The 13420-nt window shown below is 69.6% G+C and carries 14 protein-coding genes and 2 pseudogenes; 12 read left to right on the top strand and 4 right to left on the bottom strand.

All coding sequences use genetic code 11. The annotated features are described in order from the left end of the window. The first annotated feature begins 3 nt into the window (after positions 1–3). Both ACLJQF_RS22605 and ACLJQF_RS22610 read left to right on the top strand, forming a co-directional pair. A complete protein-coding gene (locus ACLJQF_RS22605; RefSeq protein WP_410611361.1) occupies positions 4–1785 on the top strand; it encodes a hypothetical protein in 1782 nt (593 codons plus the stop codon). Then, positions 1778–2116, top strand: a complete 339-nt coding sequence (locus ACLJQF_RS22610) for a winged helix-turn-helix domain-containing protein (protein ID WP_410611363.1) — start codon at positions 1778–1780, stop codon at positions 2114–2116. Before ACLJQF_RS22605 ends, ACLJQF_RS22610 begins: the two co-directional genes overlap by 8 nt. Here ACLJQF_RS22610 and ACLJQF_RS22615 read toward each other — a convergent pair. After that, complete coding sequence (locus ACLJQF_RS22615) at positions 2073–2360, bottom strand: hypothetical protein (protein WP_410611364.1); 288 nt, start codon at positions 2358–2360, stop codon at positions 2073–2075. The two genes, ACLJQF_RS22610 and ACLJQF_RS22615, sit on opposite strands and share 44 nt — an antisense overlap. Positions 2361–2392: 32 nt before the next feature. On the opposite strand from ACLJQF_RS22615, the pseudogene glyA reads away from it, so the two are divergent. The 5 genes and pseudogenes from glyA to ACLJQF_RS22640 form a co-directional block, all read left to right on the top strand. Then, positions 2393–3163: pseudogene (gene glyA, locus ACLJQF_RS22620) on the top strand (serine hydroxymethyltransferase); the annotation flags it as partial. Positions 3164–3288: 125 nt separating this feature from the next. Further along, positions 3289–4710 carry an ester cyclase gene (locus ACLJQF_RS22625; RefSeq protein WP_410611365.1) on the top strand — a complete coding sequence of 474 codons (1422 nt, stop codon included), beginning with the start codon at positions 3289–3291 and terminating at the stop codon, positions 4708–4710. Between the two features lie 32 nt (positions 4711–4742). Beyond that, positions 4743–5531, top strand: a complete 789-nt coding sequence (locus tag ACLJQF_RS22630; RefSeq protein ID WP_410611367.1) for an SGNH/GDSL hydrolase family protein — start codon at positions 4743–4745, stop codon at positions 5529–5531. A gap of 14 nt (positions 5532–5545) precedes the next feature. Continuing rightward, entirely contained in the window at positions 5546–6637 is a 1092-nt protein-coding gene (locus ACLJQF_RS22635; RefSeq protein WP_410611369.1) for an alpha/beta hydrolase, read from the top strand. Between the two features lie 86 nt (positions 6638–6723). Then, positions 6724–7845: an amidohydrolase family protein gene (locus ACLJQF_RS22640; RefSeq protein WP_410611371.1), complete on the top strand. Its 1122-nt coding sequence runs from the start codon at positions 6724–6726 to the stop codon at positions 7843–7845. Positions 7846–8151: 306 nt separating this feature from the next. On the opposite strand, the gene ACLJQF_RS22645 is transcribed toward ACLJQF_RS22640, so the two are convergent. Further along, positions 8152–9207, bottom strand: coding sequence for an alkene reductase (locus tag ACLJQF_RS22645; protein WP_410611372.1), 1056 nt, complete (start codon positions 9205–9207; stop codon positions 8152–8154). Between the two features lie 197 nt (positions 9208–9404). Here ACLJQF_RS22645 and ACLJQF_RS22650 point away from each other — a divergent pair, with 197 nt between their 5' ends. From ACLJQF_RS22650 to ACLJQF_RS22660, 3 genes are all read left to right on the top strand, one after another. Then, a complete protein-coding gene (locus tag ACLJQF_RS22650) occupies positions 9405–10355 on the top strand; it encodes a GlxA family transcriptional regulator (protein WP_410611373.1) in 951 nt (316 codons plus the stop codon). A gap of 114 nt (positions 10356–10469) precedes the next feature. Then, positions 10470–11165: an alpha/beta fold hydrolase gene (locus tag ACLJQF_RS22655; protein WP_410611374.1), complete on the top strand. Its 696-nt coding sequence runs from the start codon at positions 10470–10472 to the stop codon at positions 11163–11165. A gap of 5 nt (positions 11166–11170) precedes the next feature. After that, positions 11171–11497, top strand: coding sequence for an epoxide hydrolase N-terminal domain-containing protein (locus ACLJQF_RS22660; RefSeq protein ID WP_410611375.1), 327 nt, complete (start codon positions 11171–11173; stop codon positions 11495–11497). Positions 11498–11512: 15 nt separating this feature from the next. Here the strand turns inward: ACLJQF_RS22660 and ACLJQF_RS22665 are convergent. Both ACLJQF_RS22665 and ACLJQF_RS22670 read right to left on the bottom strand, forming a co-directional pair. Continuing rightward, a pseudogene (locus ACLJQF_RS22665) lies at positions 11513–11614 on the bottom strand (dTDP-4-dehydrorhamnose 3,5-epimerase); the annotation flags it as partial. Positions 11615–11626: 12 nt separating this feature from the next. Continuing rightward, positions 11627–11950, bottom strand: coding sequence for a peptidase inhibitor family I36 protein (locus ACLJQF_RS22670; protein WP_410611376.1), 324 nt, complete (start codon positions 11948–11950; stop codon positions 11627–11629). Between the two features lie 261 nt (positions 11951–12211). Here ACLJQF_RS22670 and ACLJQF_RS22675 point away from each other — a divergent pair, with 261 nt between their 5' ends. Next, a complete protein-coding gene (locus ACLJQF_RS22675) occupies positions 12212–12793 on the top strand; it encodes a helix-turn-helix domain-containing protein (protein ID WP_410611378.1) in 582 nt (193 codons plus the stop codon). Positions 12794–13200: 407 nt separating this feature from the next. Next, on the top strand, positions 13201–13420 hold a 220-nt coding region (locus ACLJQF_RS22680; protein ID WP_410611379.1), incomplete at its 3' end, for an NAD(P)/FAD-dependent oxidoreductase.

The following is a 13420-nucleotide window of genomic DNA, read 5'->3' on the forward strand; positions in this document are numbered from 1 at the left end:
TCGGTGATCGAGCCCGATCCCGTCCCGCGGGGCTTCGATCCCGCGCTGGAGGCACTGGATCGCCATCAGCTGGAACAGCTGATCAGCGAGGTGAGCCCGGAGGTCTTCTACCTCCGGGCCGCCGCCTTCGACAACGCCGTCGCGCGGCTGACGGTCGTCCGGGACGACCTGAGGCACGAGTCCCGGCGATTGTCCGATCACTGGGACGGCGAGGTCGCGGACGGGTTCCAGGACGCCGCGCGGAGCCTGGCGGATCGGCTGGACCTCGTGCTGGACGCGATGTCGGTCCCGGGCTACGGCCAGGCCATGAACAACGCTGGGGACGCGCTCGCCCTGGCTCAGCAACGGCTCCGGGCCGGCGGTGACCCGCCGGCCCAGCCCGGTGCGGTGCCGGTGGATCCGGCCGCCGCGGAGCAGAGCGGTCAGCGGAGCGCGCTCCAGATCCTGCGTGATCTCTGCACCGCCTACTACGACGTCGGCCGGAGCATCGTCCCGATGCCGGAGGCGGGCGCCGGGCGCGGTCCCGGTGCAGGCGACGTCGCCGGCACCGGGCCGGGTGAAGATCGCGGTGCCGGTGAGAACGTCGAGCACGTCGGCCCGACGGCCGTGCCGGCCGGGCACCCGGAGGGCTTCTGGGCACCGAACGCGTTCGGTGCCGGTGTGTTCGGTCCCGGCGCGATCGATGGCGGCGCCCTGGGATTCGCGCGTCCAGGCGGCTCTGCCGCCGGTTCCGCCGCGGTCGCCGGTGCGGCGGACGAGATGCGCGGGATGCAGGGGGCCGCCTCGGCGGCTCAGCCGGTCTCGGCGCCGTCGGACGTGGGGACGGAAAGCCTCGAGCCGATGCCGGTGTGGGGCTCGCCCGCGGTGCTCGGCAGGCCCGGCGGCTCGCCGGTGCGACGGTCGAAGAAGCTCGACGAGAGGGCCGCGAAAGGCGTGGACGCGAAAGGCGTGGACGCGAACGAAGTTGTCGCGAACTCCGTGGACGCCGGTGCGGCCGATCAGACCTCGCGAGGCGAGCGCCCGGTGACGGTCTCCGTGCCATCGGGTGGCACCGCGCAGGTCATGTCGACCGAGGCGGCCGGTCCGGTCGCGCACGTTCCTCCGGTGGGCAGTGCCGCCTCGGCTGGAGCGACCGCGCAGGCCACGGCGAGCGGTCCGGCCGCGCAGGTCGCACCGGCGGCCGGGACCGCCCGAGCCCACGTCGCGACCCCGCCGCCGCAGGCGGTGCCGGAGCGAGCCGCCGTCTCCGCGATCCCGGTGGCGGAAAACGTGGCCGCGTCGGCCACGGCCAAACAGCAGGTTGCGGCGATGTCGCCGCTGCCGGAGACCGGCCCGGCGGCTTCTTCCGCGCTCCACCCCCGCCTGGCCGAAGGGGCCGCGGCGTCCGGCGGTGCCGTCCCGCCGGTGCGGCCACTGGCGGATCTGACCGCCACCCAGTTCTCGGGCGGATCGCCGGGGCCGATCGGCGCGGGAATACCGGTCGACGGGAGCGGCGCGAGGCAGGCGGCGGGCATGCAGCCGGCCGGCCCGATGATGTTCGGCGGGCTGCCCGGTCACCACCAAGACGGCGAGCGGGTGCCGGAAGTGTCGGCCGGTCCGGGACCGGGCGTCTGGGACTTCGGCGACGGGATCGCGCCCGTGCTGGGGCGGGTCCCGGCACGGACCGAGGCTTCCCGCGCCGACTCGGGCGGTCCGGCGGTGCCGCTGAAGCAGGAGGACCTCAAGCGGCGCCTGGAGGAGGAAATCCTCGGCCGGGTACGAAAGCGGGAACTGACTGATGACTGACCTACGGCCCCCGCCGGTGCCCTACGCCTCTGTGCCCGAGCGGATCCAGGTCGGCGAGCTGGACCTCCACCTCGACGGTTGCCGGGCCTTCGTCGGCGGTGTGTCGCTGGCGCTGTCCCGCAAGGAGTTCGACATCCTCTTCAGCCTCGCTCGGGCTCGGGGCAAGGTCTGCAGCCGCAGGCAGCTGCAGGCCGAAGTGTGGGGGGACGGCGGACGGGTGGGCAGCCGCAGCCTGGACTTCCACATCCGCTCGCTCCGCGTGAAACTGGGCAACCCCGGCGCTATCGTCACGGTCTGGTCGATCGGGTACAAGATCGGTACGGCGGGCTGAGCCGGGCGGCGGACGCGGCGGCTCGTGCACCGGTTGACGGGATCGCGAGCAGCAGCACCACCGCGCCGCAGCCGACGATCACCCACCAGGCCGCGTTCTCGGCATCGGCGGCGATCAGCGCGCCGACGAGCGCGACGCCGAGCGCCGAGCCGACCTGCCTGCCGGAGGCGGCCATCGCGACCGCGGCCCCGGCCCGGGACCGGGGAAGCCCCGCGACCGCGATGGTGGTGATCGGCGGATTCACGAAGGCGAAACCGGCGCCGAAGAGGACGAACGCGACGAGCAGCAGCCAAGCTCATCGTGGCCGGGTGGTCCGCTTATCCGCGGCATCTCGACTTCCCGGCGTTCCGCGAGATCGCCGACGAGGTCGGAGCGCGCTTGCTGGTGGACATGGCGCACTTCGCCGGCCTGGTCGCGGCCGGGATGCAGCCCAATCCCGTGCCGTACGCCGACGTGGTGACCACGACGACCCACAAGACACTCGGGGGCCCGCGGGGCGGTTTGGTGTTGTGCCGCCAGGAATTCGCCTCCGCCGTGGACACCGGGGTGTTCCCCGGCCAGCAAGCCGCTCCGCTGGCGTACACCATCGCGGCCAAGGCGGTGGCGTTCAAGATCGCGGCGAGCCCGGAGTGCCAGGACGTCCAACGCCGGACCGTGGCGGGCGCCAAGATCGTCGCCGAACGGTTGATGCGGCTCGACGCGTCGGGCGCCGGCATCCGGGTTCTCAGCGGCGGCACGGATGTCCACCTGCTGCTGGTGGACCTGCGCGAGGCCGGAGTCACCGGCAAGCAGGCCGAAGACCTGCTCGGGGAAATCGGGATTTCGGTGAACCGCAACGTGGTGCCGTCCGACTCCCGGCCCCCGCTCGTCACCTCGGGGCTGCGCATCGGCACCGCGGCCCTGGCCACCCGGGGTTTCCACGAAGCGGATTTCGAGGCGGTCGCCGACGTCATCGTCGAGGCGCTCGCCGCTCCGGCCGACCTCAGGACGCGGGCCGCGCTGCGGGATCGGGTCACCGCGTTGGCCGGAAAGTACCCACTTTATTCCTTTTGCCGACGACGAATCGCCGATTCACACGGTCGCCGACGGAGAACCTCCGTTACTCGGAGGTCAGTAGTCCGCCTTGACAGTAACCATCAGGTCGCATTTAGCGTGAGCTCATGAAGAAAGCAATGACAAGAAACCGAGCACGTCTCTTTCTGGCGCCGGTGCTGGCCCTGTCCGCGACGGCCGCGCTCTCGGCCGGTTCCGTGGCGTCGTCGTACGAGGTCACCACGCCGGACGGCTCTCCGGCGCCGGGGAACTACCGCATCGCCGACCCGAGGATTCAGGCCCGGCTGGACCTGAACGCGGGCCAGACGCCGGAAAACCTCGCGGTGGAACCGGACGGCAGCACCGACGTCAGCTTCGCCAAGAGCCGCCAGGTCGCGCACATCGCGAAGGACGGTTCGGTCCGGGTGCTGGCCACCCTGCCCCGCCCCGCCGGCGATGACCACGCTCCGGGGACGGGATACCCGGCCACCACCGGAATCGCCCGGTCCGCGGACGGCACGCTGTACGTCAACTACAACGCCGGTGACGCGGGACTCACCGGACTGTGGCGGCTGCGCCCGGGCCGGGCGGCCGAGCGCGTCGTCGCGCTGACGGCCGGCAGCCTGCCCAACGGACTCGTCGTCGACGAACGGAGCGGACAGGTCTACATCAGCGACTCCAAGCTCGAAACCGTCTGGCGCGCGCCGCTGACCGGCGGGACGGCCCAGAAGTGGGTGACGGACCCGCTTCTCGCGCCGGTGTCGAACTTCGGGGCCAACGGCCTCAAGCTGCACGACGGCGCGCTGTGGGTGTCGAACTTCGACCAGGGGCTGGTATTGCGCGTCCCGGTCACCTCCCGCGGTACCGCGGGCGCCTTGGCGGTCCGGGCACGCGACCTGCCCGGCGTCGACGACTTCGCGTTCACCGGCGCCGGCGACGAGCTGCTGGCCACGCTCAACCCGGCCAACCAGGTGGATCTGGTCCGTGCGGACGGTTTCCACACGGCGGTGCTCACGTCCGTCGACGGGCTGCAGAGCCCTTCGGCCATCGCGCTGCAGGGCCGGAACGTGTACGTGACCGACACGGCGTTCTTCACCAACACGGGCCCGAACATCCTGGTCGGCCGGCTGGTCCCCGGTACCGGGGGGACCTACTCGATCGGAACGGGTCTTTCGCCTCGGGAGCGGGCCAACGCCGAGGCGGCGGTCGCCGTGTTCGACGGTCTGCTCAACCAGCACACGGTTCGCGCGACCGTCGAGCGCTACCTCGACGCGCGGTCGTTCGTCCAGCACAACCCGGACGGTCCCGACGGTCGTGACGCCGTCATCACCACGCTCGAGCCGGTGGTGCGGAAGTTCCCGGACGCCTCGCTCGACCTCACCAGGATCGTCGCGCAGGGGGACCTCGTGGTCACGCAGGGACTCTTCAAGCTGAGCCCCGACGACCGGGGGACGGTCGAAGAGGACACCTTGCGGTTCGACGACGCCGGCAAGGTCGTCGAACACTGGGACGTCAAGCAGGCGGTGGCCGAAACCAGCGCCAACGGACATCCGCAGGTGTAGCGGATTTTCCGAAATCGAGAGAAAGAAGCAAGATGAGCCTGAAGTTGTCCGCGATGGCCGTGGCGATCGCCGCGGTGACCGCGTTGACCGGGATCGCGTGCGCCAGCCCTCCGACTCCGGGCGTCTACATCGCGCTGGGCGACTCGTATTCGGCGGGTGTGGGGACACAGGAGAACAACAACGACGCTTGTCAGCGAACCCCGGCGTCATACCCGGCTTTGTGGGAACTGGCGCATTCCGGGACTCGATCCACCTCGGTCGCGTGCACCGGTGCCACGACCGTCGACGTGCTCGACAACCAGATCGGCGCGGTGACGTCCGCGACCACCCTGGTGACCGTGACCGTGGGAGGTGACGACGCGGGCTTCAGCGACGTGATGACCGTCTGCGTGCTGCAAGGTACGGCAGCCTGCCAGGCTGCCGTCGACCAGGCGTCGACCTTCATCTCCCAGAGCCTGCCCGCGCGACTGGCCGATCTCTACTCCGCGATCCGGGAAGCGGCTCCGGAGGCGAAGGTCGTGGTGCTGGGATACCCTCGGCTGTTCGAGTCGACCGATCCTTGCGCCGGCGCACCGGATCGTGATTCGCGAGTGGCTTTGAACCGTGGAGCCGACGCGCTCGACGAAGTGACGGCCGCAGCGGCGGCCCGCGCCGGCTTCACCTTCGCCGACGTGCGGGACGAGTTCGCCGGTCACGGGATCTGCACGACCGGCACGCCGTGGATCCAGGGCGTCGTGAACCCCTTGTCGAACTCGTTCCACCCGTTGGCGGCCGGATACGCGCAGGGGTACCTGCCCGTGTTGACCGCTGCCGCAGCCTGAGTGGTGAGGGAAAAGTGAAGAGAGGATCTGTTTCCGTGTGGGCGGTCATGACCGGCGCGCGGCTGCTGCTCAGGTTGCCGGAGCCGGTGCAGCGGGCGATCGCCGGTCGCCCGATCGAAGTCGACGGGCGCAGGCTCGCGCTCACCGCGCAAGTCCTCATACGGGTGGCGAAGCTGGCGCCGTTCGACGTGCCCCATCGCGGCGGCAGCATCGGCAAAGTGCGTCGTGAGCTGGACCAGGCGGGGCTGCTCGCCGGGGCAACGGCCGGAGCGGAGGTCAAGACTCGTGACGTGGTCGTTCCCGGGCCCGGCGGTCCACTCCGGACCAGGATCTACGAGCCTGACGGTTTCACGGCCCCGGCGCCGTCACTGGTGTACTTCCACGGCGGGGGTTTTGTTCTCGGGAGCATCGACACCCACGACGGAGCTTGCCGTATCCTCGCGAAGGAATCCGGGGTTCAAGTCATCTCCGTGAACTACCGGCTGGCTCCCGAGCACCCGTTCCCCGCCGCGCCGCAGGACGCCGTCGCCGCCTTCCGGTACGTCGCCGAGCACGCCGGAGAATTCGGCGTGGATCGGGCTCGGCTCGCGGTCGGGGGTGACAGCAGCGGTGCCAACCTCGCGGCTGTGGTCAGCCACGCCGCGACCCGGGGTGAAGGTCCGCTCCCCGCTTTCACACTGCTGATCGCGCCGGCCACGGACGCGGTCGGCGGGTCACCGTCGCACCGGAAGTTCGCCTCGGGCTTCCGGCTCGACCGGGACGAGTGGCAGTGGTACCGCACCAGCTACATCACCGATCCCGCGGAATACACCGATCCGCGGGCGTCGGTGCTCCACGACGACAGCGTGGGCGGCTTGCCTCCGACCTACGTCGCGACTTGTGGGTTCGACCTCCTCCGTGACGAAGGCGAGGCTTACGCGAAGAAGCTCGAGGACGCCGGGGTACCGGTGATCTTCCGGTGCCACGGCGGGCAGCTGCACGGCTACGTCAACCGCGCGGGCTTCGATCCCGACGCCTTGTCGGCTCTCGTCCACGACGCGGGAGTACTTCGCGCCGGCCTGCGCCTGTCGGCCCCGGTCACGACCGAAATCGGACCGGCCCGGTGAGTCCAACCGGCCTCTTCTCGGACGGCCGGACGGCCTATCAGGGCGTCACGCTCGTCGACGTGACGGGAGGACCGTCCCGTTCGGACATGACCATCGTCGTGGACGGCGGAAAGTTCGTGGCCGTCGCACCGAGCGCCGAGATCACGCCCGGCCGTGGTGCCCGGGTGGTCGACGTCGCCGGGCGGTACGTCATTCCGGGGCTCGTCGATTCCCACCAGAACATCGCGACACCCCCGGACCGCGCGACCGCCGAAGCGGTACTGCGGCGACAGGTCCACAGTGGAGTGACGGTGATCCGCAGCATGGCCGACGACCTGCGCCAGGTCGGCGACCTGGCGCGGGCGACGCTGGTCGGGGAGATCGCCGGGCCGGACATCGTCTACGCGGCCCTGATGGCCGGCCCGGAGTTCTTCGTGGATCCGCGTACGATTGCCGTCTCACAAGGGGAAATCCCCGGTTCCGTGCCGTGGATGCAGGCCATTACGCCGGAAACCGACCTGTCGCTGGCGGTCGCGATGGCGCGGGGCACCGGTGCCCGGGCGATCAAGCTCTACGCCGACCTGCCCGCCGAAACGGTGACCGCGATCGTGGCCGAAGCGCATCGTCAAGGTGTTCTTGTCTGGGCGCACACGGCGGTGTTCCCGGCCATGCCCCGCGACGTCGTCGCGGCCGGCGTCGACGTGGTGTCCCACGTCGGCATGTTCGCCTACGCGGGTTCCGCGCACAGCCCGACCAGCTACGCGGACAAGAAACCGATCGGCGCAGCCGAACTGGAAGGTGCACTGGACCCGCAGATCGACGCCCTGGTCCGGCAGATGAGCCGCCAGGGCACGATCTTGGACGCCACCGCGAACCTCTACCGGCGCCGCGACGATGCGCGCGACCGAAACGACGGCCGCCCGTCGGAGGCGGCGTTCGCCGCGCGACTGGTACAGGAGGCTCACCGCGCGGGGACCGAGATCTCGGCCGGGACCGACTACGAAACCGGCCCGGACGACCCGTTCCCGGCCCTGTACCAGGAGCTGGAGTTCCTGGTGAAGGAATGCGGCCTGACGCCCGGTGAGGTCCTCCGGTCCGCGACGCTCGTCGGCGCGCGGGCCGCCGGCGCGGGCGACTCGCGAGGATCGATCGAAGTGGGAAAGATCGCCGGCTTCGTCGTCCTCGCCGAGGATCCGCTCGAAGACGTGAGCAATCTTCGTAGCGCATGAAGACATAATGCATGAGTTTCTCAAGCATTATGAGGGGGTCGGATCGGGTGGCCGGGCAAGGTAGGACCTCGGCAAGTGTGCGTCCACAGTGGAATATCGGGACGATAGAAGACCGATGGGCGATGCTGTGTCGGGGAGAACGGTCATCGCCCATCGGTCTTGCAGGACTTCGACACCACTCCTGGAGTGCCTCGGTCACCTCGAAATTAAAACGACCATGAGCACGCCGTCCCGCTGTCGGCGGCGGCGGTGTCCCTTCGTCGGCCGAATGTGCTCGAAGGACCTCGGCGGTGCTGCTGCGTTCTGCTAATGACCTTTGCGCACCGGGTAGTCGGTGTAGCCGAGGGCGTCGCCCCCGTAGAACGTGGCCGGATCGGGCTCGTTCAACGGCGCCGTATCGAGCAGGCGCTCGACGAGATCGGGGTTCGCCAGCGCGAGCCGCGCGATGGTGACCAGGTCGGCTAGGCCGTTGTCCAGGTCGGCGACCCTGGTGGTGAGGTCGGCACCCGCCCGGTTCACGACCAGGGTGCCCGGCCAGGCCCGCCGGATCTTGCGCAGCAGGGGCTCGTCGTCCCCGGCCTGGACCAGTTCCAGGTACGCCAGGCCGAGCGGGGCGAGGGCCCGGACCAGAGCCGGGTAGACCTGCTCGACGTCGTCTTCGAAGGTGCCGTTGTGGGGGATCCCCGGGGTGATCCGGATGGCGGTGCGGTCGGCACCGATCTCGTCGGCGATCGCGGCCGCGACCTCGACGGCGAACCGGATGCGGTTCTCGACCGATCCTCCGTAGCGATCGGTGCGCCGGTTGGCGCCGGTGGCGAGGAACTGCTGCACCAGGAACCCGTAACCGCCGCGGATTTCGACGCCGTCCGCGCCGGCCCGGATCGCGGCGGCGGCGGCCTTCCGGAAGTCCTGGACCGTGGCGGCGACCTCGTCGGTGGTGAGTGCGCGGGGCTCCGAGATCGGCTGGTGGCCCTCGGCCGTCGGCATCTCCGCCTCCGGCCGGATGGCGGACGGCGCGAGCGGCTGCCGGCCGTGCGGCGTGTTCGACGGGTGGGCGACCCGCCCGGCGTGCATGAGCTGGACGAAGATCCGTCCGCCCGCGCGGTGCACCGCATCGGTGACGTGGCGCCACCCGTCGACCTGCGCGTCGGTGTGGATCCCCGGAGTGAGCGGGTATCCCTGTCCGTCAGCCGACGGCTGGGTCGCTTCGGAGACGATCAGCCCGATCGAGGCGCGCTGGGCGTAGTACTCGGCGTTCAGCGCGGTCGGAACGCCTTCGGGAGTGGACCGGTTGCGGGTCATCGGGGACATCACGAGCCGGTTCGGCACGTGCATACCGCCGATGTCGGCGGGCCTGAACAAAGAGGAAATGGTCACCGGTTTGGCTTTCCGTCGGAATTTCGGGCCCGTTCATCGCCCGCGGACGCCACTATGAGAAAGCGGATCCGGTTACCCGCAAGAGAACCCTGGTGACGAAGAGAAGAATTGCGCACCACGGAGAAAGTGGGGAACTCGGAGGTAACCCTGGCAGTCCGACCATACACCGGTAAGATACTGCCATGACTCGACACCGGATGGTGGTTGTCCTGCTCGAGGACGTCCTGCCGCTCGACTACGCGATCCCGGTCCACGTGTTCGGCCGGGAGGCGTCGGAGGCCTACAACCTCGTGACGGTGACGGTCGGTGGCGGTGCGGTGCCCGTGGCCGGCGGGACCAAGGTGGTTCCGGACGGCGGGCTGGAGCTGCTGCGCCGGGCCGACACGATCGTCGTGCCGGGCTACGCCGACGCGGTGGATCGTGAACTGCCCGGTTCGCTCGTGCGGGCCCTGGCGGGGGCGCATCGGCGGGGTGTCCGGATGGTGTCCATCTGCTCCGGCGCGTTCGCCCTGGCGCGGGCCGGGGTGCTCGACGGCCTGACCGTGACGACCCACTGGTCGTTGTGCGCGGACCTGGCCGAGCGGTTCCCCGCGGTCACGGTCGACCAGTCGGTCCTCGTGGCCGGCACCGGGTCGGTGCTCACCTCCGGGGGTGTCACCGCTGGGGTCGATCTGTGCCTGCACCTGCTGAACGTCGATCTGGGAGCGGCGGTCGCGCGGCACGTCGCGCGGCGGATCGTGATGGCGCCGCGTCCGGCGGACGGTCAGCAGCAGTTCGTGGAGAAGTCGATCGTCCCACCGGGTGACGACGTCATCGCCCGTGCCCAGCAGTGGATGATCGTGTCGCTGGAGCAGAACTTGTCGGTGAAGGATGTCGCCACCCGGTTCGCCATGTCGGAGCGGACCTTCCACCGGCGTTTCCGGGAGAAGATCGGCCTTCCGCCGTTGGCCTGGCTGCGCGACCAGCGCATCGCCCGGGCCAAGGAGCTCCTGGAGAGCTCGGAGCTCTCCGTCGAGGACATCGCGCGGCGGGTCGGTTTCGGCACGGCGACCAACCTGCGGGTGCAGTTCCGGCGCGCGACGAACGTCTCGCCCCGCGAGCACCGGAAGTCCTTCACCTTCGACCGCGTCTGACGGCGGCCGGGTGGCGGGAACGTTTCGATAGTCGGCAGGACTGCCACTATCCGCGCGGTGCCGCCGGAGGCGAGACTCGGTGCTGTACCGATCCGACCTCAGGAGAGCGAACCCATGAACCAGCCGACCGTCGTCCTCGTCCACGGCGCCCTGACCGATGCTTCGGTGTGGCGCCGGGTTTCCGTGCGCTTGCAGGACGCGGGTCATGCCGTCATCGCGCCGTCGCTGCCCATGCGTGACTTCGACGGTGACGTCGCCTACCTCAAGCAGTTCCTCGGCACCCTCGACGGCCCGCTCGTGGTCGCGGCGCATTCCTACGCCGGGTCGGTGATTTCGGCTCCGGACGCCTTGACCCAGGAGGTCCGATCGCTGGTGTTCGTCACCGCGTTCCAGCAGGACGCTGGCGAGACGGCGGGCGCGCTCAACGGGAAGTTCCCGGGCAGCCTGCTCATCCCGGACAACCTGGTGGTGCGGGAGTACCCCGGTGGCGCGGAGATCTACCTCCGGCCGGACAAGTTCGGCGAGGTCTACGCCGGTGACGCCAGTGAGCGTGACCAGAAGATCCTCGCCGCCGCCCAGAAGCCGTTCAACCCGGTCACCCTGGAAGGCAGCTTCGCGAAGGCCGCCACCTGGCACACCCTGCCGTCGTGGGCGGTGGTGTCCACTCAGGACAGCTCCATTCCCACCGAGACCCAGCGGTGGATGGCCGAGCGAGCCGGCTCCACCGTGGTGGAGGTCGACTCCACCCACGCCGTTCCGCTGGTGCACCCCGATGTGGTGGCCGAAGCCATCCTCGGCGCGGCGAACTGAGCACCGTGATCGGCTCTTGCTTCCCCGGGGGGAACAAGAGCCGATCACGGTTGTTGCTTTCCCGTCGTCACGAAGAGCGGCGGCTGAATTCTTACCCGCAATTCCGGAGCGTGATCGACGGCCTGCGTGTCCACTATGTACACCAGCGGGCCGGCGCCCTGCCGGTGCTGGTCCTGCACGGGCGGCCCGGCTCGTTCGTGCAGCTGCTCGATCTGCTCCCGCTGCTCGCCGCCCCGCCGAGCACGGAGGAGCGCCGGCCGACGCGTTCGACGTCGTGGTCGGATCACTGCCCGGGCTCGGGTTCTCGGAGGCGTCCGCGAATCCCGGGATGACCGAAACGCGCCACGGATCACGCCACGCCGGGACACGCTGTGGTTCGCCTGCGCGAGCCGCATCGGGTGTCCGGCCGCTTCGTGCAGGACCTCCTCCTGGAAGAAGGCGACGAACAGACCCCGCTTTCGCTAGTTGAGGAACATCGAGGTCAGTTGCTTGTCCCAGCCGGGCGGTGCCACCCAGCGCCGGCCCGGCGCAAGGCGAACGCTGTCACCCCGGTCGAAGCCGTCCTTGTAGAGCCAGAGTTCTTTGTCACTCGCGTTGACCACGGCCGAAGCGCGGTTGTCGTAACTCGGCGCCAGCCAGAAGATCCCGACGGCGGGCTTGCTCCAGAACTGACCGCTGAAATCGGCGTTGTCGTAGAGACAGACCCAATCCGCACCGCCGGGGACGCAGGGCTCGGCGGCCGCTGCCGCCGAAGCGGTGGACAGCGTCAGCGATCCACTCGCCACGAACGCGAGGGAAAGTGCGAGAACCGAACGTCGAAGTGCGCGATACATCGACCCTCCGAAAATTTCGACGCGAACCGGAATTCCATGTTGCCTTCGATTCTGGATATCTTTTGATTTATAGCACGAGACATCGGGTTACCGGCAAGGTGGGCAACTTCCCTCGGGGAACCACGTGTGCCACCGGCACGTTCCCGGACGACGCGAGCGGGCTCCGGTGGTAGCGGTGTGGAGAAAAGCCTGCTGCGGGCGCAAACTGGCGGCATGTCCGACGATCTCGGCCGAACTCTCGACGCGGTGGGCCCTCGCCTGCGCGCGATCCGCAGGCAGCGGCACATGACACTTGGCCAGATCGCGAAGCTGACCGGGATGTCGGTCAGTACGCTGTCGCGCATCGAGTCGGGTCAGCGCCGACCGACACTGGAAGTGCTGCTGCCGCTCGCGAGGGCTTACCGCCTTCCACTCGACGACCTGGTCGGGGCGCCCGCGAGCGGGGACCCCCGGATCCATCCGCGGCCGGTCACGCGGGAGGGTGTCGTCTGGGTGCCTCTGTCCCGCGAACCGGGCGGCCTCAACGCCTTCAAGCAGCTGTTGCCAGTGGCCGAGGAGCGACCGGGCAGCCTGGAACAGCAGGTGCACGAAGGTCACGAATGGCTGTACGTGCTGACCGGGAAGCTTCGGCTTGCGCTCGGCGACCAGGATTTCGAGCTGAACGCGGGGGAGGCGGCCGAGTTCGACACCCGAATCCCGCACGCGATCGCGAATGCCGGAGAGCGTGCGGCGGAGATCCTGATCATCTTCGGTCAGCACGGGGAACGGCCCCACCTGCGCGCCCGTTCGCGCTAGCGGCGCATTTCGGACCGGCCACGCACGACCGGTGACGACGGATGTGGTTGGCCGGAATGTATCGCTTGATGTCGCTCACGCCACTCACGGCCGCGCGTTCTTGGTGGGCGCGCGCGGGGGCGTGGCCGCGTGGCCGGCTTCGCACGTCATCGGTTGCCGCGGCGGTTTCGGCGTGGCTCACGGTGAGCACCCACCCGGACGGAAGACCCTGCTGCCGCCTTGGGGCTTCGGGGCGCTGGTGGTGGTCTCCGCCGGTGTCGGTGTGCTGACTGCGCGGTGCGAGTTCGTGACCGGTTTTGTTTGCGGTTTCGGCAAGGTCCTTTGCCGGTGGAACTGTGTCGCGCGGAGTATGGGCAGGTGATCGGCGCGAAGCGGTCGCGTCTAGGTCGCTGACGATGGAGGCTGTCATGACGGGGAAAGACCAAGTCAGGAACCTGATCATTGTCGGGTCGGGTCCTGCCGGATACACCGCTGCCGTTTATGCGGCGCGGGCCCAGCTGGAACCGCTGGTGTTCGAGGGCACGCAGTTCGGCGGCGCGCTGATGACGACGACCGAGGTCGAGAACTTCCCGGGGTTCCGCGACGGGATCATGGGTCCGGACCTGATGGAGGAGATGCGCAAGCAGG

It is taken from the genome of Amycolatopsis sp. lyj-109 (genome assembly GCF_046548995.1).
In the GTDB taxonomy this organism is placed as follows: domain Bacteria; phylum Actinomycetota; class Actinomycetes; order Mycobacteriales; family Pseudonocardiaceae; genus Amycolatopsis.

Bases quoted from the DNA above. Each gene is read 5' to 3' on its own strand.
- ACLJQF_RS22610 (WP_410611363.1), top strand. From the start codon at position 1,778: ATGACTGACCTACGGCCCCCGCCGGTGCCCTACGCCTCTGTGCCCGAG.
- ACLJQF_RS22625 (WP_410611365.1), top strand. From the start codon at position 3,289: ATGACAAGAAACCGAGCACGTCTCTTTCTGGCGCCGGTGCTGGCCCTG.
- ACLJQF_RS22630 (WP_410611367.1), top strand. From the start codon at position 4,743: ATGAGCCTGAAGTTGTCCGCGATGGCCGTGGCGATCGCCGCGGTGACC.
- ACLJQF_RS22640 (WP_410611371.1), top strand. From the start codon at position 6,724: ATGACCATCGTCGTGGACGGCGGAAAGTTCGTGGCCGTCGCACCGAGC.
- ACLJQF_RS22650 (WP_410611373.1), top strand. From the start codon at position 9,405: ATGACTCGACACCGGATGGTGGTTGTCCTGCTCGAGGACGTCCTGCCG.
- ACLJQF_RS22655 (WP_410611374.1), top strand. From the start codon at position 10,470: ATGAACCAGCCGACCGTCGTCCTCGTCCACGGCGCCCTGACCGATGCT.
- ACLJQF_RS22675 (WP_410611378.1), top strand. From the start codon at position 12,212: ATGTCCGACGATCTCGGCCGAACTCTCGACGCGGTGGGCCCTCGCCTG.